Consider the following 20,106-nt stretch of genomic DNA (forward strand, 5'->3'; position numbering starts at 1 on the left):
TTACCCGCAACGGTTACACTGCACTCTTTACCTACGGAATAACCATGTCTGCTGTTTCACCCACCGGAGCGGAGCGGCGCGCAAAGCGCCCTCTGCTCGCGCTATTTCAGGGGCTGCTGACCCTGGCGCTGACTCTGCTCGGCCTGCTGCTGGTGACCTTCGCGCTCTCGGCGCTGTCGCCGGTTGACCGGGTTTTGCAAATCGTCGGCGACCACGCCAGCCAGTCCACCTACGATCAGGTACGCCATCAGCTCGGCCTTGACCGGCCGCTGCCGGTCCAGTTCTGGCACTATCTGACCCGGCTCGCGCACGGCGATCTTGGCACCGCCAGTGCGACCGGCCAGCCGGTGCTTCACGACCTGCTCTCCACCTTCCCGGCGACGCTCGAACTGGCGACGCTGGCGCTGATTATTGGCGCCCTGCTTGGCGTCATTGCCGGCGTGCTCTGCGCCCGCTACGTCGGCTCGCCGTGGGACCTGGCGGTACGCACCTTTACCCTGCTCGGCAACTCGGTGCCGATTTTTTGGCTCGGCCTGCTGATGCTGGCGCTGTTCTACGCCAGGCTGCAGTGGACGCCTGGCCCCGGGCGGCTGGACGATATCTATCAGTACAGCGTCGAGCCGCGCACCGGGTTTGCGCTGATTGACACCTGGCTGTCCGGTGATAGAGAGGCGTTTAAAAATGCCGTCGGCCACCTGCTGCTGCCGGTGCTGCTGCTGGCCTACTACTCGCTGGCCAGCATCACCCGCCTGACGCGATCCGCCTGCCTGAGCGAGATGAACAAAGAGTACGTCCTGCTGGCGCGCGCCAAAGGGGCCGGCGAAATGACGATCCTCTTTCGCCACGTGCTGCCCAATATTCGCGGCACCCTGCTGACGGTCATAGCTCTGGCCTGGACCGCCATGCTGGAAGGCGCGGTGCTCACCGAAACCGTCTTCTCGTGGCCGGGAATCGGGCGCTATCTCACCACCGCGCTGTTTGCCGGCGACACCACGGCGATCATGGGCGGCACGCTGCTGATTGGCGCCAGCTTCGTCCTGATTAATAACCTAACCGACCTGCTAGTACGGTTAACCGACCCGAGGGTGCGCTGATGCCGACCTGGTTGTTTTTACGCCGCCTGCGCCGCTCCCCCGCCGCCTTCTGCGGGCTGGTGATTATTCTGCTGCTGGTGCTGGTGGCGCTGTTCGCGCCGTGGCTGGCGCCGCTGGACCCCAACTGGCAGGATGCCGCCGCCCGCCTTCAGGGGCCGAGCGCCCAACACTGGCTCGGCACCGACAGCTACGGCCGCGACCTGCTTTCGCGCCTGATTTACGGCACCCGGCCGGCGCTGGGGCTGGTGGCGCTGGTCACCCTGATCACCCTTCCCGCCGGCCTGCTGGTGGGTATTCTCTCCGGCTACTACGGCGGCTGGCTGGAGCGCGGGCTGATGCGCTTTACCGATGTGGTGATGTCGATGCCGCGGCTGATTCTGGCCTTCGCCTTTGTCGCCATGCTCGGCCCGGGGCTGGTTAACGGCGCGCTGGCGCTGGCGCTCACCGCCTGGCCGGCCTACGCCCGCCAGGCGCGGAGCGAAATTCAGCGCCTGCGCCACAGCGACTACCTGGCGGCGGCGGAAATGATGGGCATTGGCGGCCGGAGGCTGCTGATGGGCCATATTCTCCCGCTGTGCCTGCCTTCGGCCATCGTGCGCCTGGCGCTGGATCTGGCGGGCATCATCCTCGCCGCCGCCGGACTGGGCTTTCTCGGCCTCGGCGCCCGCCCGCCGATGGCGGAATGGGGGGCGATGATCGCCGATGGGATGCAGGTGATTTTCGACCAGTGGTGGATCGCCGCCGCGCCCGGGGCGGCGATCCTGATCGCCAGCCTGGCGTTTAACCTGCTGGGCGACGGCCTGCGCGACGTTCTGGAGCCGCAACATGACTGATATCCGACTCAACGTCCAGGGGCTCTCCATTGATTACCCCGGCGCCCGGGTGGTGAACGATTTAAGCTTTACGCTCGGCAACGAACGCCTGGCGCTGGTGGGCGAGTCGGGATCCGGGAAATCGATGACCGCCCGCGCCCTGATGGGGCTGGTGCGCAGGCCGGGCGTGGTCAGCGCCGGCGCGCTCAACGTGCTGGGCCGCGACGCGCTCACCCTCAGCAGCCGCGGCTGGCGCGCGCTGCGCGGCAACGATATGGCGATGGTGCTGCAGGACCCGCGCTATGCGCTAAACCCGGTGCTCAGCATTCAGGCACAGCTGGAGGAGGCGCTTACGCTCCACCAGCGCCTGAACCGCCGCCAGCGGCTGGAGGCGGTGAAAGCCGCCGTGGCCGCCGTGGGCCTCGATTTACCGGTGCTGGCCCGCTATCCGGGGGAGCTCTCCGGCGGCATGGGCCAGCGGGTGATGATCGCCCTTGCGCTCCTTAATAACCCGAAGGTGCTGATTGCCGATGAGCCCACCTCGGCCCTCGACGCCCGCCTGCGCAACCAGATCCTCGAGCTGCTGGTCGAACAGTGCGAGCAGCGGCAGATGGCGATGCTGCTGATCAGCCACGATCTGCCGCTGGTCGCCGAACACTGCCATCGGGTGCTGGTGATGTATCAGGGGGCGCAGGTCGACGGGATGGCGGCGCGCGACCTGCCTGCGGCCACCCACCCCTATACCCGCACGCTGTGGACCTGCCGTCCCGACGCGCAGACCTACGGCCGGATGCTGCCGACCCTCGACAGAAATCAATCTTTTACGGAGGCGACGCATGACGGTCGTTAATCTCGCGGCGTTACGGGTAATTTTCGGCGCTAAAACGGCGGTTTCCGCCGCCAGCTTCAGCGTTGACGCCGGAGAAACCTTCAGCCTGATCGGCGCTTCCGGCTGCGGAAAATCCACCATTTTGCGGGTACTCGGCGGCCTGCAGCGCGACTGGAGCGGCGAGGTGGCGCTGTTCGGCAAGGCCATTACGCCGGGCGTTCGTTTCCAGGGTCAGCTGCGGCGCAACGTGCAGATGGTGTTTCAGGACCCCTACGCCTCGCTGCATCCAAACCATACCCTGTGGCGCACCCTCGCCGAGCCGCTGGAGATTCACGGCATCAGCGATATTGCGCAGCGGGTCACCACCGCGCTGGAGCAGGTAGGGCTGCCCGCCGACGCCGCACGTCGCTATCCGCACCAGCTTTCCGGCGGCCAGCGCCAGCGCGTGGCGATTGCCCGCGCGCTGCTGCTACGCCCGCAGATTCTGCTGCTGGATGAGCCGACATCGGCGCTGGATATGTCGGTACAGGCGGAGATCCTCAACCTGCTGAACCGGCTGAAGCAGGAGCACGGTATGACCTACCTGCTGGTGAGCCACGACGCCGACGTGGTGGCCCATATGTCGGACCGGGCGGCGTTTATGGCTGAAGGGACGATCCAGCGCTTCTTCGACCGCGAAGCGCTGGTTAACGGCGAGCATCGGATGAGCTGAGGTTTTCGAACCGCGGGCCGCACCCGGCGTAAATGCCTTATCCGGGAAGCGGCCGCGGCGTCTGTTCTACTCCGCCAGAGCGGCAAACCGGGCGAATACCGCGTCAAAAATAGCCAGCCCCTTGGCGACCTGCTCCGCGCTGATGGTGCACGGCGGCACCACGTGGATGCGGTTTTCCACCACGAAGGCCAGCAGGCCGGCCTCGGTTAATGCGCCCTTGATCGCCGCCATATCGGAGGCCGCCAGCGGCGTTTTCCGCGCGCGGCTGCTGACCAGCTCCAGCGCCTGGAACAGCCCACGCCCGCGCACCTCGCCGATGATAGCGTGCTTCTGTGCCAGCGCCTCCAGCCCCTCGCGCAGCACGCCGTTGCCAATCGTCGCCGCGTTTTCGACGATCTTTTCCTCTTTCATCGCGTCGATAGTGGCCACGATAGCCGCCATCGCCAGCGGGTGGCCGGAGTAGGTCAGACCGCCGGCAAAGAAGTGGTCGTCAAAGTGGCGGGCGATCGGCTCGCTAATCAGCACCCCACCCGCGGGCACGTAGCCGGCGTTAACCCCTTTGGCGAAGGTCACCAGATCCGGCACAATCCCATCCTGCTCAAAGGCAAACCAGCTGCCGGTGCGGCCAAAGCCGGCCATCACTTCATCGAGGATCAGCACGATGCCAAACTCGTCGGCCAGCGCCCTCACGCCCTGCATATAGCCATCCGGCGGCACGAGGATCCCGGCGGTGCCCGGAATAGACTCCAGCAGGATCGCGGCAATCGCGCCGGGACCTTCGCACTCGATCATTCTGCGCAGGTGCGCCAGCGCGCGCTGGCACTCCTCCTCTTCGCTGGCGGCATTGAATTCGCTGCGGTAGAGGTACGGGTTGAAGAAGTGAACGTGGCCGCGCGAATACTCGTTCGGCACCCGGCGCCAGTCGCCGGTGGCGGCAATCGCGCTGCCGGTATTGCCGTGATAGGAGCGGTAGGCGGAGAGCACCTTATCGCGCCCGGTATACAGCCGCGCCATGCGGATCGCATTTTCGTTGGCGTCCGCGCCGGCGTTGGTGAAGAACACCTTGCTAAAGCCTTCCGGCGCCAGCTCAACGATCCGCTTCGCCGCTTCGCCGCGCGCGAGGTTGGCGGTAGCCGGCGCGATGGTCACCAGCTCCTCCAGCTGCGCCTTCATCGCCGCCAGCACCCGAGGATGCTGATAGCCGATATTGACGTTGACCAGCTGGCTGCTGAAATCAAGGTACGTTTTACCTTCGTAATCCCACAGCTCGCAGCCTTTGGCTCCGGCAATCACCAGCGGGTTCAAATTGCCCTGCATCGACCATGAGTGAAATACGTAAGCGCGATCCAGTTGGCGTACGTCATCGTTGCTTACCGATACATCGTCTTGTAGTGCCAGCTTCATACCCTGCCCCTCTGATGGCGTTGTTGTTGTCACTATCATTGGGCGCATTGGCAAAAAAGGGATAGAGCCAGTGCGCGGCAGGCGTTGTGACACGGTGTCACATCGCCGCATGACGACTGGCCCTGTGCGCGCCCGCCGCCGGTTTTTATAGTGGGTGAACCAGGCACACAGGAGAATGAAATGACGACCAACAACGTGGTATTTATTACCGGGGCAACCTCGGGTTTTGGCGAAGCGGCGGCGCAGGTTTTTGCCGAGGCGGGCTGGTCGCTGGTGCTCAGCGGCCGCCGTCTGGCGCGGCTGGAGAAGCTGAAGGATGCGCTGAGCCAAAAGGTGCCGGTGCATATTATCGAGCTCGACGTGCGCGACGGCGACGCGGTGGCGGCGGCGGTGGCCGCGCTGCCGGCGGCCTTCGCCGATATCAAAACCTTGATTAACAACGCCGGGCTGGCGCTGGCGCCGCAGCCGGCGCAAAAGGTTGACCTGCAGGACTGGAAAACGATGATCGATACCAACGTCACCGGGCTGGTCAACGTCACCCACGCGCTGCTGCCGACGCTGATTAAGCACGGCGCCGGGGCCTCGATTATCAACATCGGCTCGATCGCCGGCCAGTGGCCCTATCCGGGCAGCCACGTCTACGGCGCAAGCAAGGCGTTCGTGAAGCAGTTCAGCTACAACCTGCGCTGCGACCTGCTGGGGACCGGGGTGCGGGTCACCGACCTCGCGCCGGGGATCGCCGAGACCGAATTCACCCTGGTACGCACCAAAGGTGACCAGGCGGCATCCGATAACCTCTATCGCGGCACCACGCCGCTGAGCGCGCAGGATATTGCCGGACAGATGTTCTATATCGCCACCCTGCCGGATCATATGAATATCAACCGCGTGGAGGTGATGCCGGTACGTCAGGCCTGGCAGCCGTTCGCCATCGATCGCGATTAAAGCAGCGTATTAAGAAAGCCCGGTCGGCCAGCCGACCGGGCTTTTTAGCACTAGCGGCTGCTCTGCAAAAACTGCCGCACCCGCTCGGAGTCCGGGTTAGTGAAGAACTTCTCCGGCGGCGCTTTCTCGATCAGCAGCCCCTTATCCAGAAACACCACCTCGTCGGAGACCTGGCGGGCAAAGTCCATCTCGTGGGTCACCACCACCATGGTGTAGCCCTCGGCCGCCAGCGCTTTCATCACCCCCAGCACTTCGTTGACCAGCTCGGGATCCAGCGCCGACGTCGGTTCATCGAACAGGATCACCTCCGGCGACATGGCCAGCGAGCGGGCAATCGCCACCCGCTGCTTCTGCCCGCCGGAGAGGGTGATCGGCCAGGCGTCGGCCTTGTGCGCCATGCCAACCTTCTCCAGCTGGCGCAGGGCTATCTCGTTGGCTTCGCCGCGCTTCATGCCCTTCACGTGCAGCAGGGCTTCGCTGACGTTCTGCTGCACGGTCAGGTGCGGCCACAGGTTAAAGCTCTGGAAGACCATGCCCACCCGCTCTCGCACCTTCGACAGCTGGCGGTGGGACATCGCCCGGCCGCTGCGTTCATCGACCCCGAGGCGCAGGCCGCCGATATGGATCTCGCCGCGATCCGGCTGCTCCAGCCAGTTCATGCAGCGCAGCAGCGTCGATTTTCCGGAGCCCGACGACCCCAGAATGCTGACCACCGAGCCTTTTTCAACCGTCAGGTTGATGTCGCGGAGCACTTCAATATTATCGAACTGTTTGGAGACGTTTTTAATGCTGACAGCGGTTGAATCAGGCATGGCTCATTCCTCTTTTCGCTCCCCAGGCGCTCAGCCGCTTAATCAGCAGCTCCAGCAGAATGCCGATCGCCCAGTAGAGCGCAATGGCGACGATAAACGCGTTAAACGGGATAAACCAGGTCGCCTGGACGCTGTTGGCGGCGGCGGTAATTTCCTGGACGGTGATAATGCTCAGAAACGCGGTATCTTTCAGGCAAATAATCAGCTGGTTGCCCATCAGCGGCAGCGATGATGAAACGATATTGGGCAGAATAATGCGGGTAAATATTTTGTAGCGCGAAAAGCCCTGGGCCACCGCCGCCTCAATATAGCCGCTGGAGAAGACCCGCCGCTGGCTGCGCAGTATTTCAAAGAAATAGGCGCCGTGATAAATAATCAGCGCCACCAGCCCCGCCGTCCAGGCCTCGAGGCTAATACCGATTTCCGGCAGTCCGTAATAAAGCAGATAGGCGAGAATTAAAAAAGGAATGGCCCGCATCAGGCTGACGAAGCCGATAATGAGCCGGTTAAGGAACTTCTTCTGATATTCGCTGAGATAGCACAGCGCAATCCCGATAAATAAACCGGCCAGCGCCGCGATGATAAAGAGTTCAAGGGTGGCAAGCAAACCGGCAATAAAGCTCTCGCGCACCGACCAGATAACGGCCCACTGATTCATAGGATCTCCTGTTTTAGCGCGCCAGGCGTTTAGCTTTGCGTTCCGCCATACTCTGCAGCTTCAGCAGCAGCCCGATAATGACCACATACAGCAGCCCCGCGGCGAGGATCGGCGATAAAGGTTCGTAGGTCACCGAGGAGATACGGTTTGTGACGCGGGTTAAGTCCACCACCCCAATCACCGCAATCGCCGGGCTGCCTTTGATCAGAAAGGACATTTCGTTCACCAGCGCCGGCAGGCTCTCGATCCACATTTGCGGCAGCATGATGTAGCGGAAGTAGGTCCAGCGCCGCATGCCGACGGACTCGGCGGCCTCGCGCTGGTCGCGGGGGAAAGTGCGAAACGCGTTGCGCCAGATCTCGGCGTTAAAGGCCGAGGTATTCAGCGTCAGCGCCGCGATTGCCGACAGGTTCTTATCGAGGTTAATCCCCATCGTCGGTAGCGAAAGGAACAGAAACAGCACCAGCGTCACCAGCGGCGTGGCGCGGGCGAGGCTGATATAGACGACCAGCAGCTGATCGACAAGCGGAATTCGCATCATCCGCACCAGGGCGATCAGCAGGCCAATCACCACCCCGAGGGCGATGGCGATGGCCGAAATCCAGAGGGTCGTCCACGCGCCTTCAATCAATAACTGCCAGGAAATTGCATCCATGTTGCCCTCCTTCGCATCAACAGGCGGCGGTTGCCCGCCGCGACGTGTTACAGACCCGCCAGCTTATGGAACTGCTCAGGACTGGTTATCGCCTCCGTAGGGAGGTTATCGTAGGTCTCGCCAAACCATTTTTTCTGCAGCTCGGCCAGACGCCCCGTTTCACGCATATGGTTGATAAATTTGGTCATATAGGCCAAAAGCTGCGGTGAGTTTTTAGGAATAGGCCACGCCATATAGCCCGGACCGGACACCGCCAGCCCTTTGGCAAAGACCTTAGGCTTCGACTTCGCCAGGTCGTTTACCGAAATCACCACGTTAATTACGTAGTCAAGGCGCTTGTTGGCGAGATCGGCATAGGCTTCCGGATAGGAGGGATACTCCACCACTGGCCCAAGCTTGCCGCCGGTTTTCTCCAGCATCGCTTTCAGCTCCGGCAGCCGCGCCAGCAGCGCGCTGCCGGCCTGCAGGCCAACCTTTTTGCCGCTGAGGGCGGCGATGGTGTCGAGGGAGTCGTCCCCGGCGCGTTTCACGAAGTAGTGCTGGGCCGACGCCCACGGCGGAGTGAAGTCAAACACCTTCAGCCGGTCGTCGGTAATCACCGCGCCGGTAAGGGCCATATCGTACTGGCCGGTTGAAACCGCCGCCAGCAGGCCGGTCCACGGCAGGATGCTCTGGTCAACGTTGAATTTCGCGTATTTGCGTAACTCATCGAGCATATCTTTGTTAAAACCATCCGCCTGGCCATTATTCATAAAGTTAAAAGGCGCGTAATCATCCTCGGTCGCAACCTTCAGGGTGCCCGCTTTTTCGATTGCCGGCAGATCGGCAGCGGCTGCGTGATAAGAAAAGGCCATTGCCATAACGGCGCCCAGACAAACTGAACCCAATGATTTGTTCATCAATCTACCCCTTATTAATTCGCCAGACTGGTTCACTCCGGAACACGGAAAGGTTTTGCAAAATATGTGCCGACGGACGTTCCGGTCCACGACCGATAGACGGTTTCTTACTGTAGGGAGCGTTTTCAATTTCTGGATAGAGCCAGATTCGCCGCGCAGATGTGTCAGTCATTTTCAGGGTGGTATGGAGTTTGCAGCATGCCCGATACCCTATTTGCGTAAGGAGCTGAGCATGATCCGTCACCTTTTACACGTTGATTTCGACCCGCATCGCGGGCTGCAGGAACAGGTGCGAGAGACGCTGATTGACGCCATTCTGAGCGGCTTCTTCGCCGCCGATACCCCGCTCCCCTCCTGCCGTCAGCTGGCCAGCCAGCTGCGGGTCTCGCGCAATACCACGGCGCTGGTTTTTGAAAGCCTGGTCAACGAAGGCTATCTCATCAGCCGGCCGCGCAGCGGGTTCTATCTGCACCCGGACTACCTGCAGCCCGCCGCCGGCGCCGCCGTGCAGAGTGCACCGGAAGACGAGGCCGCTGCACCACGCTGGGGCGCCCGGCTGCAGATGACGCCCAGCCAGCAGGAGTCGATCCTCAAACCCGCCGGCTGGATGAACTACCGCTATCCGTTTATCTACGGCCAGCCGGATACCCGCCAGTTCCCGCTGGCCACCTGGCGCTCGGCGGCCAACTGGCTGCACGGCGGCGTGCGCGATCCGGCGTGGGTGGTCGATCACGTTGACCAGGACGTGCCGATGCTGATTGAGCAAATCCGCACCCGGGTGCTGCCGAAGCGCGGGATTGTCGCCGCCGCGGATGAAATTCTGATCACCCTCGGTTCGCAGAACGCGCTGTACCTGCTCACCCGCCTGCTGATGTCCTCCGCCACCCGGGTCGGCGTGGAGAATCCCTGCTTTCGCGAGGCGATCAATACCTTCCTGCTGGCGGATGCCGACATCGTGCCGCATCCGGTGGATGACGAAGGGATTGTGCTCAACGACGCCCCCTGCGATTACTACTACGTGACCCCCGGCCACCAGGTCCCCACCGGCGTGGCGATGAGTAAGGCCCGGCGCAGCCAGCTGCTGGAGTACGCCGCGCGCCACGACGCGGTGATCGTTGAGGATGATTACGATTCGGAGAGTAACTTTATGCTCAACCCCCTGCCGGCGCTGAAGGCCAGCGATCGCAGCGGGCGGGTGGTGTACGTCAGCAGCCTGTCAAAGGCGCTGTCGCCGGGGCTGCGCCTGGGCTTTATGGTGGCCGACCCGGATCTTATCGACGAGGCGCGGGCGCTGCGGCGCCTGATCTATCGCCATCCGCCCACCAATATTCAGTATCAGATGGCGCACTTCCTCGCCCAGGGGCACTATGAAACGCACCTGCGGCGCTACCATTACGATTCGGCCCAGCGCTGGGATCGGCTCAATAGCGCCCTGCAGAACCATCTCCCGGAGTGCCGGATCATACCCGGCAGCGAGTACGCCAACGCCTTTTGGCTGGCGACGCCGGAACATATCAATACCCAGCAGCTCACCTGGCGCGCCGCCCATGCGGGAGTGCTGATTGAGCCCGGCGCGCGCCATTTTCTCAGCGACGCGCCGCCGGATAACTTCTTTCGTATGGGGTTCCACGCCATCAACCCCGACGCCATCGAGCAGGGGGTTGAGGTGCTGTGCGGCCAGCTGGAGCAGATGGGGTAGCCCGGCTAAGGGCTACCGTTGCGCAGGACTATAGCGCCCGGGCGTACTGCAGCATCACCTGCAGCAGCACGTTGGCGCCGGCGGTGACGTGTTCCGGCGAGGCGTACTCGATTTCGTTATGGCTGATGCCGTCCCTGCAGGGGATAAAAATCATGCCGGTGGGCGCCAGATAGCTCATGTACACCGCGTCATGACCGGCACCGGAGACGATCTCGCGGGCCGGATAGCCCAGCCGCTGCGCCGCGGCGGCAATCGCGGCCTGACAATCAGGATGGAACGGCGCGGCCGGATAGTGGCTGACCTCTTTCAGCGCCACCGCGAGGCCGCTCTCCTGTTCGATTTTGGCGATAAACTCCCGTAGCTGGCGGTCCATCTCATCCACCAGCGCGTCGCTGAGATTGCGCATATCAATAGAGAAGGTCACTTCACCCGGCACCACGTTGCGGCTGTTGGGATAGACCTGCACCCGGCCAACGGTCCCGCGCCCCTCTTCGCTGCGCCCGGCGATCGCCACCACCTCCTGCATAATGTGGGTTGCCACCTGCAGGGCGTCTTTGCGCAGGCGCATCGGCGTCGGCCCGGCGTGAGACTCCTGGCCGCTGACCACGCAGTCGTACCAGCGAATGCCCAGCACGCCCTGCACCACGCCAATCACCTTCTCTTCGGCTTCGAGGATCGGGCCCTGCTCAATATGCGCTTCAAAGTAGGCGCCGACCGGCCGATCCCCCGGCGTCTGGCTGCCGATATAGCCAATGCGCGCCAGCTCTTCTCCCACCGTTTTCCCTTCCGCATCCTGCACGGCATAGATATCTTCCAGCGCAAACACGCCGGCAAAGACCCCGGAGCCCATCATCACCGGTACAAAGCGCGAGCCCTCCTCGTTGGTCCAGAACACCACCTCAATCGGCGCTTCGGTTTCGATATCGAGGTCGTTCAGCGTGCGCACCACCTCCAGCGCCGCCAGCACGCCGTAGTTGCCGTCAAACTTGCCGCCGGTGGGCTGGGTATCGATATGGCTGCCGGAAACGATCGGCGGCAGCTGCGGGTTGCGCCCTTCCCGGCGCATAAAAACGTTGCCGATTTTATCAACGGTGACGCTCAGCCCGGCCTCTTTCGCCCAGCCGATCACCAGATCCCGCCCCTGCCTGTCGAGATCGGTTAAGGTCAGACGACAGCAGCCGCCTTTCGGCGTCGCGCCAATCTCCGCCAGCGCCATTAACGAATCCCACAGCCGTTCGCCGTTGACCCGACCGGCGTCAACCCCGGCGACCGGGGTAAAAAGGACATCACTGCTCATTGTCTTCTCCTTGCACAAAAGCGGCGGCCAGCCCCACCAGCAGACGATCGCTGTCGCGCGGCCCCAGGAATGAAATACCCAGCGGCAGGCCGCCCACCAGGGCGACCGGCAGCGTCACCTGCGGGCGCCGGGTCATAACGGAAATCAGCAACAGATCGTGCGACAGGCGGCGCACCGCCTCAATTTCAGCGGCCTGCGCCGTCAGCAGCGGCGCGCCGTCGGGCACCGTCGGCAGCACTAAGATGGCCTCGCCCAGCTGCCGATCCCACCAGGCGCTGAAGCGGGCCCGCTGCCGGCAGGCGCTGTCGAACTGCGCCGCCGTCACCGCTTTCCCCCACAGGAACCGCTCGCGCACGTCCGGCCCCAGCTGCAGCCCGTAGCGCTCAATCGTCTCTCCCTGCGCCTGCCAGGCTTCATAACCCTGAATCTGGCGGAAGGCGAGATAGATCTCATCGACGTCCGGCAGCGGCGCGCTGAGCGAGGCGATTTCACCAAAAGCGCGGCCCAGGCGCTGGCGTACCGGCAGCAGCGCCTGCTGGCTGCGCAGCGGCAGACGCGAAAACAGCGCCTCGTGGCTGGCCAGCCTGACGCCATCTACCGCCGGGCGCTCGCCGCCGAGCAGGCATTCGGCGACGGCGCGAAAGACCTCCGCCGAGCGGGCAAAGAAGCCGCAGGTGTCCATGGTGGCGCACAGCGGCTGGCAGCCGTCGAGGGAGATCCCCCCGTGGGTTGGCCGCAGGCCGAACAGCCCGCAGTAGCTCGCCGGCGTGCGCACCGAACCACCGGTGTCGGTGCCGAGGGCAAAATCGCAGACCGCACTGGAGACCGCCGAGGCCGACCCCGAGGAGGAGCCGCCGGGAATATGATTCGGCGCCGCGCCGTTGCGCGGGGTGCCGTAATGCACGTTGTGGCCGCTCATCGAATAGGCCAGCTCGCTGGTGTGGGTTTTACCCATAAAGCGGGCGCCGCTATCCAGCAGCCTCTGCACGACCGGCGCGGTGCGGCTTTTAATCCCCGAGAGCGCCAGCAGATGCGGATTGCCGCCGCCGGTCGGGTAGCCCGCCACGTCGAACAGATCTTTTACCGCAAAGGTCATACCGCTCAGCGGCCCGCCGTGCGCGTGCGGCACCGGGTGCGCCGGATAGGGCATAAACGCGCGAATATCATCCTGCATGCTTGTCTCCTTATTTGATTCTGGCGTACTGCGCCGGGCTCTCGACGCTGGCGGCCAGCTCCCGCCAGCGATGGCAGCTCACCACGTGGCGCTCGCCAGCCTGCTCCGTCGCCGGCTGGCTTTGCCCGCAGACCGCCCTCGCATGGGGGCAGCGGTCGGCAAACGCGCAGCCCGCCGGCAGGCGCGCTAAGTCCGGCGGCGAGCCGGGGATGCAGCGCAGCGCATCGCCTTTTTTAAGCCCCTCTTTCGGGCGGCTGCCCAGCAGAACCTGGGTATAGGGGTGGCGCGGACGGTAGAGAATATCCTCCATCGACGCCTCTTCGACGATGCGCCCGGCGTACATCACCGCCACGCGGTCGGCAATCTCCACCGCCGCGCCGATGTCGTGGGTAACAAAGATAATCGACAGCCCGCGCTCCTTTTGCTGCTCGCGCAGCAGGATCAGGATCTGGATCTGCACCGTCGCATCGAGGGCGGTGGTCGGTTCATCCGCCAGCAGCAGCTGCGGGTTGCACGACAGCGCGAGGGCGATCATCGCCCGCTGGCGCATCCCGCCGGACATCTCGTGCGGATAGGCATCCAGCCGCCGCTCGGGGCTCGGAATGCGCACCTGACGCAGCGCCTCCAGCGCCCGCTCCCTTGCCGCCGGGCGCGAAAGCCCTTCATGGCGGCACAGGCCTTCGACGATCTGCTGCCCGACGGTATACACCGGATCGAAGGCCAGCAGCGGCTCCTGAAATATCATGGCGCAGCGCGCGCCGCGATAGCGCCGCAGCCGGGAAGCGCTCATCTCCAGCACCGCTTCGCCATCCACCCGCAGGGTTCCGGAAAGGACGCTGCTTTTGGGAGGATGCAGGCGCATCAGCGCTCTGAGGGTCACGCTTTTTCCGGAGCCGGACTCGCCAATCAGCGCCAGCACCTCGCCCTTTTGCACATCAAAAGAGACGCCGTTGACCGCATTGATCGTCTGACCGTCGCGGCGGAACTCAACCCGCAGATCGCGGATATGAACAAAGGCTTCATGCGACATGGCGTACCTCCCGTACGGCGATAGCGTGATGCCAGGGCGACGCCGGCTGCGCCATCAGGCAGGCGCTTTGATGCCCCTCCCCCACGCTTTCGAGGGCGGGTTTCACCTCGGCGCAGACCGCTCTGGCGTGCGGGCAGCGGGTATGGAAGCGGCAGCCCGCCGGGGGGGAAATCGGGCTGGGCGGATCGCCGCTGAGCGGCGAGGTCAGGGTGCGGTTTTTCGGGTCCATTGACGGCATCGAACTCAGCAGCGCCCGGGTATAGGGATGGGCCGAGGCGGTAAACAGCTGCTCCGCTGGCCCGATTTCCACCACCTCGCCGAGATACATCACCAGGATTCGATCCGACAGCCAGCGCACCACGTGCAGATCGTGGCTGATAAATACGTAGGTCAGCTCCAGCGTGCGCTTCAGCTCCTGCAGCAACTGCAGCACCTGCGCCTCCACCGATTTATCCAGCGCCGAGACCGCTTCGTCGAGGATCACCAGCCGCGGCTTCATCGCCAGCGCGCGGGCAATATTCACCCGCTGGCGCTGGCCGCCGGAAAGCTCGTGCGGATAGCGGTGGGCAAAGCGCCCCGGCTCAAGGCCCACGTGCGCCAGCAGATAGCGCGCGTACTCGCTGGCCTCCTTCGCGCTGACCCCGTGCACGCGCTGGCCGAAGGCAATGCTCTCCTCCATGGTCATTCGCGGGTTGAGCGAGGCGTAGCTATCCTGAAACACCATCTGCACCTGGCGACGGTACTCTTTCATCGGCAGGCGGGACGATCCCACCTCAAGTCCGTCGAAAACCAGCTCCCCGCGATCCTGGTTCAGGAGCTGCATCAGCAGCCGCGCGGTGGTTGATTTCCCGCAGCCCGACTCTCCGACGACGCCCAGCGTTTCGCCTTTGACCACCGTAAAGCTGACGTCATCCACCGCCTGCACCACTTCATGTCCCTTCCCGCCGCCGGCGCGAAAGTACTTCAACAGATTGTTGACCTGCAGCAGCGGCTGGGCCGGGCCGCCGAGGTCAATATTGACAAAAGGTTGCATCGTTTACTCCTTGATCGCCATCGCCGCGCGCAGGCGGTCGGCGAGGATATTGAACGAAATGGAGGTGATAAAAATCATCAATCCCGGCAGGGCCGCCACCCACGGCTGGGTGTAAATCGCCGTGCGCAGCGTGTTGAGCATCAATCCCCACTCCGGCTCGGGCGGACGCACGCCCAGCCCAAGGAACGAGAGCCCGGAGGCGAGGATCATGCAGACCGAAATTAAGCCGGTTGAGAAGACGAAGATCGGCCCCAGCACGTTGCCTAACACCTGAACGCGGATGATGGTCAGCGCGCTGGCCCCGGTTGCCCGGGCGGCGTCGATATAGTCCATGTGCCGCACCTGGGCGGTGACGCTTTCGGCAATGCGCGCCACCTGCGGGACGAAAACCAGCGTCAACGACAGCAGCGCGTTGCCAATGCCGGCGCCTAGCGCGCCGGAGAGCGCAATCGCCAGCAGCACCGAGGGAAAGGCGTAGAACACGTCAACGGTGCGCATAATAATGGTGTTGGTTTTGCCGCCCGCGTAGCCGGCAACGATGCCGATCGCTCCGCCGATGAAAAAGGCGAAGACCACCGGGACAATCCCCATAAACAGCGACAGCCGGGTGCCGAGAATCAGCCGCGACAGCATATCCCGGCCCAGCTCGTCGGAGCCCAGCGGGAAGCCGTCGGTACCAATCGGCTTCAGGCGCAGAAACATCGACGTCTGGTAAGGGTCTTTCGCGATCAGCCACGGGCCAAACAGCGCCAGAATAAGCAGCAGCAGAATAATTGACCCGACCGCCACGCCGCCGGGATCGCGCAGCAGGCGGCGGAATACGCCGCGCCAGTAGCCCTGGCGGGCGGGGATAGCCGGGGGAACGGGTCGCGCTTTCGTCGTCAAGGTATCTATCATGGTTAGCTCCTCTTAATGCGCGGGTCGAGGGCGGTTTGCAGAATATCCACCAGCAGATTGAGCAGCACGAAGAACAGCGCCAGCACCCAGATGGTGCCCTGCAGCAGCGGCAGATCGCGCTGGAAGATAGCGGTGTTGAGCAACAGGCCGGTGCCCGGCCACGAGAACACCGTTTCCACCAGAATCGAGCCGCCCATCAGATAGCCCACCTGCAGCCCCATCACCGCCAGCGCGGTGGGGGCGGCATTTTTCACCACGTGGAGGAAAATGCGCGATTCGCCCAGCCCGCGGGCGCGCAGCCCGACGATAAACTCCTGGCTGAGAATATCGGCAACCTGCGAGCGCACGGTGCGGGCAATGATCCCGGTCGGGATCACCGACAGGGTGATCGCCGGCAGCAGCATAAACTGCAGATGATCCCAATCCCATTGCCAGCCGATTTCGCCGATCGGCCCGCCGCCGGTGGCGGGTAAGACCGCCAGCTTGACGCTAAAGGCAATCACCAGCAGCATTCCCAGCCAGTAGTGCGGCACGCTGACGCCAAACACCGACAGCACCGATGCCAGACGATCGATGATGCTGTTGCGAAAATAGCCGGCGACAAAGCCGAACAGGCTGCCGAGCACGAAGCCGATAATCGTCGCCAGCAGCGCCAGGCGCAGGGAGTAGCTGACGGCGGTCATCACTTCGCCGATCACCGGGCGTCCGGTGGCGACCGACATCCCTAAGTCGCCGTGCAGCGCTCGCCACAGCCAGTGAACGAACTGCAACGGCAGCGGTTTATCAAAACCGTAGGCCTGCATCAGCGTCTGGCGCAGCGCCTCCGAGGCGTCCGGCGGCATCACCGACACCAGCGGATCCCCCGGCGCAATCTGCACCAGCATGAAACAGATTACCGCCACGCCGAGCATGGTCGGTACGGCCAGCAGAACGCGGTACAGCAGCGTATTGATCATCTTTGGCTCCCGTCTCGATTACTCTTTCTTACTCACCAGGCTGAGATCGATAAACCAGCTCTGCGGCTGCACCACGCCGCTAACCGCCGGCGAAATTGCCCGCGGTCCAACGTCATGCGCGACGAACAGGAACGGAACCTGGTCCACCAGCGCGGCGTGGAGCTCGCCGGCCGCTTTGTTCATCTCTTCGGGGGTAAAGGCGTGCTTCACCGCCGTTGCCAGCTTTTCGGTTTCCGGGGTGGAGAAATAGCCCCAGTTCGTCGCCACCGGCGGGAAGGCTTTGGCGGTTGAGAAGCGGATCATGCCGAAGTAAGGGTCGTTAACCGCCGCGCTGACGTTGATGGCATCAATGCCTTTTGCCGAAGGGTCTTTTGCCCCGAGGCGCCAGTTGGTGAACAGGGTGTTCCATTCGGCCACCTTGATGTCGACGTTAAAGAAGCAGCTTTTCAGGCTCTGCTGAATGTACTCATTCATCGGCAGCGGCTGCATCTGTCCGGAGCCGGACGCCGAGGTGGCGACGGTAACGTGCAGCGGTTTGCCGGTGCTGTACCCGGCTTCGGTCATCAGCTTACGGGCGGCTTCCGGGTCATATTTGATCTGGAAGGAGGGCTTGCCGTGCCACGGGCTGTCGGCCTCATAGACGCCGGTCGCTTCGGTCATATAGCCGCCGAGGTAGCTCTTCAGCTCCGCGCGGTTAAGGCACAGGTTGGCCGCCTTGCGCACGCGAATATCCTGCCACGGCGAGCCCTCTTCGAATGAGAACTGCCACGGCCACAGGTGTGGCTGGGTGTTGGCGTAGATTTTAAAGCCCTGGGCTTTGATTTGATCCACCGCGTCCGGGGCCGGAGCCTCAATCCAGTCCACCTGCTTCGACAGCAGCGCCGCGGTGCGGGCATTGGCCTCCGGGAGCGGGATCAGCACCACCTTATCGACCCGCGGGATGCGGTCTTTATTCCAGTAGTCCGGGTTTTTATCGAGGATCAGCTGCTGGCGGGGAACCAGTTTTTCCATTTTGAACGGGCCGCTGCCCACAGCATGGGCGGCAAACTCCGTCCACGCCAGCTTGCCGCGCGCGGCGGTATCGCCGGCGCTGGCCGGTACCGCGGCATACAGTTTCTGCCATGCCGTCGGCGAGACGATAAACAGGTTGGTAATGTTGTACGGCAGCAGGGCATCGGCTTCGGAAGTGGTGAGCGCCACGGTGCGATCGTTAATTTTTTCGGCCCCGGTCAGCGTCGGCATGCGGGACAGCGTATTGCCGATCTGCCCTGGGGCATACTGCGGCGCATTTTTGTTTAAGACCTTATCGACGTTCCAGACGATGGCGTCGGCGTTAACGTCGGTACCGTCATGAAACTTCACCCCGGGGCGCAGGGTAAAGATCCAGCGGGTCTGATTTTGCGGGTCAACGTGCCACTCCGTCGCCAGGCCCGGCACCAGCCCGCTCGGTTTCTCCCCCTGCGAGAGGTCCCATTCCACCAGCGCATCATACAGCGGGATGCCGGTAAAGCGGTTGCCTTCATAGCCCTGGTCAGGCTGGCCGAGGGTTAACGGGATATCGGCGGCGGTCATCGCGATCCGCAGCGTTGAGGCGCTCGCCTGCAGGGAGGTCAGCAGCGCCAGCGCGCCGGCCGCGGCGACAAGGGGGCGGCGTTTACGCAAGGGTAAGGTATTTTTGAGCATCACATTGTCCCTGTTAAATAAAAAGTCGTTATTTAACAGGCAAGATGCATACCACTTCTGAAAGCAAGGAAAATAAGTGTGAAAGCGCTTATAAAATAAGAATAAATTATACTATCTACATGATATGTATTAATAAAATAATAACAGCTTATTCTTACGCACCGCCGTTGTGAAATATGTTGCAGAACTGCACCAGCCTATTTTGTCGCGGCAGGTAATAATAACGCAGCGTAACTTAATATAAAATAAATTCATAATTCTGCTTTATTTATAAGGGCTCGCGCCGATCGCCTGATGTGGGCCGACGCTGAGCCGGAGAAATTTTACCTATACTTCCTGCATATCCGTACGCAAGGAATCGCCATGTCATTACCTGATTTTCACGTTTCGGACCCTTTTACGCTCGGTATCGAGCTGGAGCTGCAGGTGGTCAACCCGCCGGGATACGATCTGAGCCAGGACTCCTCGGCGCTGATTGCCGCCGTGGAGGACGCCATTCCTGCCGGGGAGGTGAAGCACGATATCACCGAGAGCATGCTGGAGGTGGCGACCGGGATTTGCCGCGACATTCACCAGGCGATGGCGCAGCTGACCACTATTCAGCAGGAGATACTGCGCGCCGGCGCGCAGCAGCATCTGCAAATCTGCGGCGGCGGCACCCACCCGTTTCAGGCCTGGCAGCGCCAGCAGATCAGCAGCAACCCGCGCTACCTGAAGACCGTCGAGCACTTTGGCTACCTCGCCCAGCAGTCAACGGTGTTCGGCCAGCACGTCCACGTTGGCTGCCAAAACGGCGACGATGCGATTTATCTTGTCCACGGATTGTCGCGCTACGTGCCGCATTTTATTGCCCTTAACGCGGCATCGCCCTGGCTCGACGGGGCCGACAGCGGATTCGCCACCGCCCGCCTGAACCTCTTTTCCGCCTACCCCGACAACGGTCCGATGCCGTGGGTTACCGACTGGCAGGCGTTTAACGGGCTGTTCCGGCGCCTCAGCTATACCAGCATGATCGACAGCATGAAGGATCTGCACTGGGACATTCGCCCCAGCCCGCGCTTCGGCACCGTTGAGGTGCGGGTGATGGATACCCCGCTGACCGTGGCGCAGGCGGTGAATATCGCCGGCTATATTCAGATAATTGCCTGCTGGCTGCTGGCGGAAAGGCCGTTTAAGCCGCAGCCCGAGGACTATCTGCTCTATCCCTTCAACCGCTACCAGGCCTGCCGCTACGGCCTCGAGGGGATCGTCACCGACGTCCACTCCGGGGAGCAGCGCAGCGTCCGGGAAGAGATTCTACGCCTGGCAGAGCGCCTGGCGCCCTTCGCCCACCGGCTCAACGCCACCAGCGCCCTTGACGCCATCGTCCGCCAGGCGCAGCGGGATCGCAGCGAGGCCCAGCGGATGCGCGAATTTGTCGCTAACGGCGGCTCGCTGATCGGCCTGGTGCAAAAGCACTGCGAGATCTGGGCGGCGTAGCGGCGGCAAAAAGGTATACTGCCCGCCTTTGCCGCCTC

The 20,106-nt window shown here is 62.9% G+C and carries 19 protein-coding genes; 7 read left to right on the forward strand and 12 right to left on the reverse strand.

From position 1 onward, the window contains the following. Positions 1-44 precede the first annotated feature (44 nt). Genes MMW58_RS21485 through MMW58_RS21500 form a run of 4 tightly spaced genes read left to right on the forward strand, consistent with a single transcriptional unit; the run spans position 45 to position 3,447 of the window. Positions 45-1,094, forward strand: coding sequence for an ABC transporter permease (locus tag MMW58_RS21485; protein WP_241722059.1), 1,050 nt, complete (start codon positions 45-47; stop codon positions 1,092-1,094). Further along, positions 1,094-1,927 (forward strand): ABC transporter permease, encoded by an 834-nt coding sequence (locus tag MMW58_RS21490; RefSeq protein WP_045854396.1) that lies wholly within the window; start codon positions 1,094-1,096, stop codon positions 1,925-1,927. The genes MMW58_RS21485 and MMW58_RS21490 overlap by 1 nt, the downstream gene beginning before the upstream one ends. Beyond that, positions 1,920-2,756, forward strand: coding sequence for an ABC transporter ATP-binding protein (locus MMW58_RS21495; RefSeq protein WP_241722060.1), 837 nt, complete (start codon positions 1,920-1,922; stop codon positions 2,754-2,756). The genes MMW58_RS21490 and MMW58_RS21495 overlap by 8 nt, the downstream gene beginning before the upstream one ends. Beyond that, entirely contained in the window at positions 2,743-3,447 is a 705-nt protein-coding gene (locus MMW58_RS21500; protein WP_241722061.1) for an ABC transporter ATP-binding protein, read from the forward strand. The genes MMW58_RS21495 and MMW58_RS21500 overlap by 14 nt, the downstream gene beginning before the upstream one ends. A gap of 66 nt (positions 3,448-3,513) precedes the next feature. Here the strand turns inward: MMW58_RS21500 and MMW58_RS21505 are convergent, their stop codons facing one another. Further along, complete coding sequence (locus MMW58_RS21505; protein WP_133596711.1) at positions 3,514-4,851, reverse strand: aspartate aminotransferase family protein; 1,338 nt, start codon at positions 4,849-4,851, stop codon at positions 3,514-3,516. Between the two features lie 180 nt (positions 4,852-5,031). Here MMW58_RS21505 and MMW58_RS21510 point away from each other — a divergent pair, with 180 nt between their 5' ends. Beyond that, positions 5,032-5,796 carry an SDR family NAD(P)-dependent oxidoreductase gene (locus MMW58_RS21510; protein ID WP_241722062.1) on the forward strand — a complete coding sequence of 255 codons (765 nt, stop codon included), beginning with the start codon at positions 5,032-5,034 and terminating at the stop codon, positions 5,794-5,796. A gap of 50 nt (positions 5,797-5,846) precedes the next feature. On the opposite strand, the gene MMW58_RS21515 is transcribed toward MMW58_RS21510, so the two are convergent. From MMW58_RS21515 to MMW58_RS21530, 4 genes are read right to left on the reverse strand one after another with little or no spacing between them, the layout of a single operon-like run. Beyond that, positions 5,847-6,608, reverse strand: a complete 762-nt coding sequence (locus tag MMW58_RS21515) for an amino acid ABC transporter ATP-binding protein (protein WP_133596707.1) — start codon at positions 6,606-6,608, stop codon at positions 5,847-5,849. Then, positions 6,601-7,266: an amino acid ABC transporter permease gene (locus MMW58_RS21520; protein ID WP_133596705.1), complete on the reverse strand. Its 666-nt coding sequence runs from the start codon at positions 7,264-7,266 to the stop codon at positions 6,601-6,603. Before MMW58_RS21520 ends, MMW58_RS21515 begins: the two co-directional genes overlap by 8 nt. Before the next feature lie 13 nt (positions 7,267-7,279). Next, positions 7,280-7,921 (reverse strand): amino acid ABC transporter permease, encoded by a 642-nt coding sequence (locus MMW58_RS21525; RefSeq protein ID WP_045854390.1) that lies wholly within the window; start codon positions 7,919-7,921, stop codon positions 7,280-7,282. Between the two features lie 47 nt (positions 7,922-7,968). Continuing rightward, the gene (locus MMW58_RS21530) at positions 7,969-8,820 is read right to left on the reverse strand and encodes a transporter substrate-binding domain-containing protein (protein WP_133596703.1); all 852 of its coding nucleotides are present in this window, start codon (positions 8,818-8,820) and stop codon (positions 7,969-7,971) included. Between the two features lie 232 nt (positions 8,821-9,052). On the opposite strand from MMW58_RS21530, the gene pdxR reads away from it, so the two are divergent. Further along, positions 9,053-10,519 (forward strand): MocR-like pyridoxine biosynthesis transcription factor PdxR, encoded by a 1,467-nt coding sequence (gene pdxR / locus MMW58_RS21535; RefSeq protein ID WP_241722063.1) that lies wholly within the window; start codon positions 9,053-9,055, stop codon positions 10,517-10,519. A gap of 28 nt (positions 10,520-10,547) precedes the next feature. Here the strand turns inward: pdxR and MMW58_RS21540 are convergent, their stop codons facing one another. The 7 genes from MMW58_RS21540 to MMW58_RS21570 are packed head-to-tail and all read right to left on the reverse strand — an operon-like array spanning position 10,548 to position 18,589. Next, positions 10,548-11,816 (reverse strand): Zn-dependent hydrolase, encoded by a 1,269-nt coding sequence (locus tag MMW58_RS21540; RefSeq protein WP_241722064.1) that lies wholly within the window; start codon positions 11,814-11,816, stop codon positions 10,548-10,550. Beyond that, positions 11,806-12,990 (reverse strand): amidase, encoded by a 1,185-nt coding sequence (locus MMW58_RS21545; RefSeq protein ID WP_241722065.1) that lies wholly within the window; start codon positions 12,988-12,990, stop codon positions 11,806-11,808. The genes MMW58_RS21540 and MMW58_RS21545 overlap by 11 nt, the downstream gene beginning before the upstream one ends. A 10-nt stretch (positions 12,991-13,000) precedes the next feature. Further along, entirely contained in the window at positions 13,001-14,020 is a 1,020-nt protein-coding gene (locus MMW58_RS21550) for an ABC transporter ATP-binding protein (RefSeq protein ID WP_241722066.1), read from the reverse strand. Then, positions 14,010-15,053 carry an ABC transporter ATP-binding protein gene (locus MMW58_RS21555; RefSeq protein ID WP_241722067.1) on the reverse strand — a complete coding sequence of 348 codons (1,044 nt, stop codon included), beginning with the start codon at positions 15,051-15,053 and terminating at the stop codon, positions 14,010-14,012. Before MMW58_RS21555 ends, MMW58_RS21550 begins: the two co-directional genes overlap by 11 nt. 3 nt (positions 15,054-15,056) lie before the next feature. Continuing rightward, the gene (locus MMW58_RS21560) at positions 15,057-15,950 is read right to left on the reverse strand and encodes an ABC transporter permease (protein ID WP_241722068.1); all 894 of its coding nucleotides are present in this window, start codon (positions 15,948-15,950) and stop codon (positions 15,057-15,059) included. 2 nt (positions 15,951-15,952) lie between these two features. Continuing rightward, positions 15,953-16,906, reverse strand: a complete 954-nt coding sequence (locus MMW58_RS21565; protein WP_045854382.1) for an ABC transporter permease — start codon at positions 16,904-16,906, stop codon at positions 15,953-15,955. A gap of 18 nt (positions 16,907-16,924) precedes the next feature. After that, entirely contained in the window at positions 16,925-18,589 is a 1,665-nt protein-coding gene (locus tag MMW58_RS21570) for an ABC transporter substrate-binding protein (RefSeq protein ID WP_241722069.1), read from the reverse strand. Between the two features lie 363 nt (positions 18,590-18,952). Here MMW58_RS21570 and MMW58_RS21575 point away from each other — a divergent pair, with 363 nt between their 5' ends. Continuing rightward, entirely contained in the window at positions 18,953-20,068 is a 1,116-nt protein-coding gene (locus tag MMW58_RS21575; RefSeq protein WP_133596695.1) for a YbdK family carboxylate-amine ligase, read from the forward strand. The last annotated feature ends 38 nt before the right edge of the window (positions 20,069-20,106 follow it).

Source organism: Klebsiella sp. HC6 (genome assembly GCF_022605325.1).
Classification (GTDB): domain Bacteria; phylum Pseudomonadota; class Gammaproteobacteria; order Enterobacterales; family Enterobacteriaceae; genus Klebsiella; species Klebsiella terrigena.

Bases quoted from the DNA above. Each gene is read 5' to 3' on its own strand.
- MMW58_RS21485 (WP_241722059.1), top strand. From the start codon at position 45: ATGTCTGCTGTTTCACCCACCGGAGCGGAGCGGCGCGCAAAGCGCCCT.
- MMW58_RS21490 (WP_045854396.1), top strand. From the start codon at position 1,094: ATGCCGACCTGGTTGTTTTTACGCCGCCTGCGCCGCTCCCCCGCCGCC.
- MMW58_RS21495 (WP_241722060.1), top strand. From the start codon at position 1,920: ATGACTGATATCCGACTCAACGTCCAGGGGCTCTCCATTGATTACCCC.
- MMW58_RS21500 (WP_241722061.1), top strand. From the start codon at position 2,743: ATGACGGTCGTTAATCTCGCGGCGTTACGGGTAATTTTCGGCGCTAAA.
- MMW58_RS21505 (WP_133596711.1), bottom strand. From the start codon at position 4,851: ATGAAGCTGGCACTACAAGACGATGTATCGGTAAGCAACGATGACGTA.
- MMW58_RS21510 (WP_241722062.1), top strand. From the start codon at position 5,032: ATGACGACCAACAACGTGGTATTTATTACCGGGGCAACCTCGGGTTTT.
- MMW58_RS21515 (WP_133596707.1), bottom strand. From the start codon at position 6,608: ATGCCTGATTCAACCGCTGTCAGCATTAAAAACGTCTCCAAACAGTTC.
- MMW58_RS21520 (WP_133596705.1), bottom strand. From the start codon at position 7,266: ATGAATCAGTGGGCCGTTATCTGGTCGGTGCGCGAGAGCTTTATTGCC.
- MMW58_RS21525 (WP_045854390.1), bottom strand. From the start codon at position 7,921: ATGGATGCAATTTCCTGGCAGTTATTGATTGAAGGCGCGTGGACGACC.
- MMW58_RS21530 (WP_133596703.1), bottom strand. From the start codon at position 8,820: ATGAACAAATCATTGGGTTCAGTTTGTCTGGGCGCCGTTATGGCAATG.
- pdxR (WP_241722063.1), top strand. From the start codon at position 9,053: ATGATCCGTCACCTTTTACACGTTGATTTCGACCCGCATCGCGGGCTG.
- MMW58_RS21540 (WP_241722064.1), bottom strand. From the start codon at position 11,816: ATGAGCAGTGATGTCCTTTTTACCCCGGTCGCCGGGGTTGACGCCGGT.
- MMW58_RS21545 (WP_241722065.1), bottom strand. From the start codon at position 12,990: ATGCAGGATGATATTCGCGCGTTTATGCCCTATCCGGCGCACCCGGTG.
- MMW58_RS21550 (WP_241722066.1), bottom strand. From the start codon at position 14,020: ATGTCGCATGAAGCCTTTGTTCATATCCGCGATCTGCGGGTTGAGTTC.
- MMW58_RS21555 (WP_241722067.1), bottom strand. From the start codon at position 15,053: ATGCAACCTTTTGTCAATATTGACCTCGGCGGCCCGGCCCAGCCGCTG.
- MMW58_RS21560 (WP_241722068.1), bottom strand. From the start codon at position 15,950: ATGATAGATACCTTGACGACGAAAGCGCGACCCGTTCCCCCGGCTATC.
- MMW58_RS21565 (WP_045854382.1), bottom strand. From the start codon at position 16,906: ATGATCAATACGCTGCTGTACCGCGTTCTGCTGGCCGTACCGACCATG.
- MMW58_RS21570 (WP_241722069.1), bottom strand. From the start codon at position 18,589: ATGCTCAAAAATACCTTACCCTTGCGTAAACGCCGCCCCCTTGTCGCC.
- MMW58_RS21575 (WP_133596695.1), top strand. From the start codon at position 18,953: ATGTCATTACCTGATTTTCACGTTTCGGACCCTTTTACGCTCGGTATC.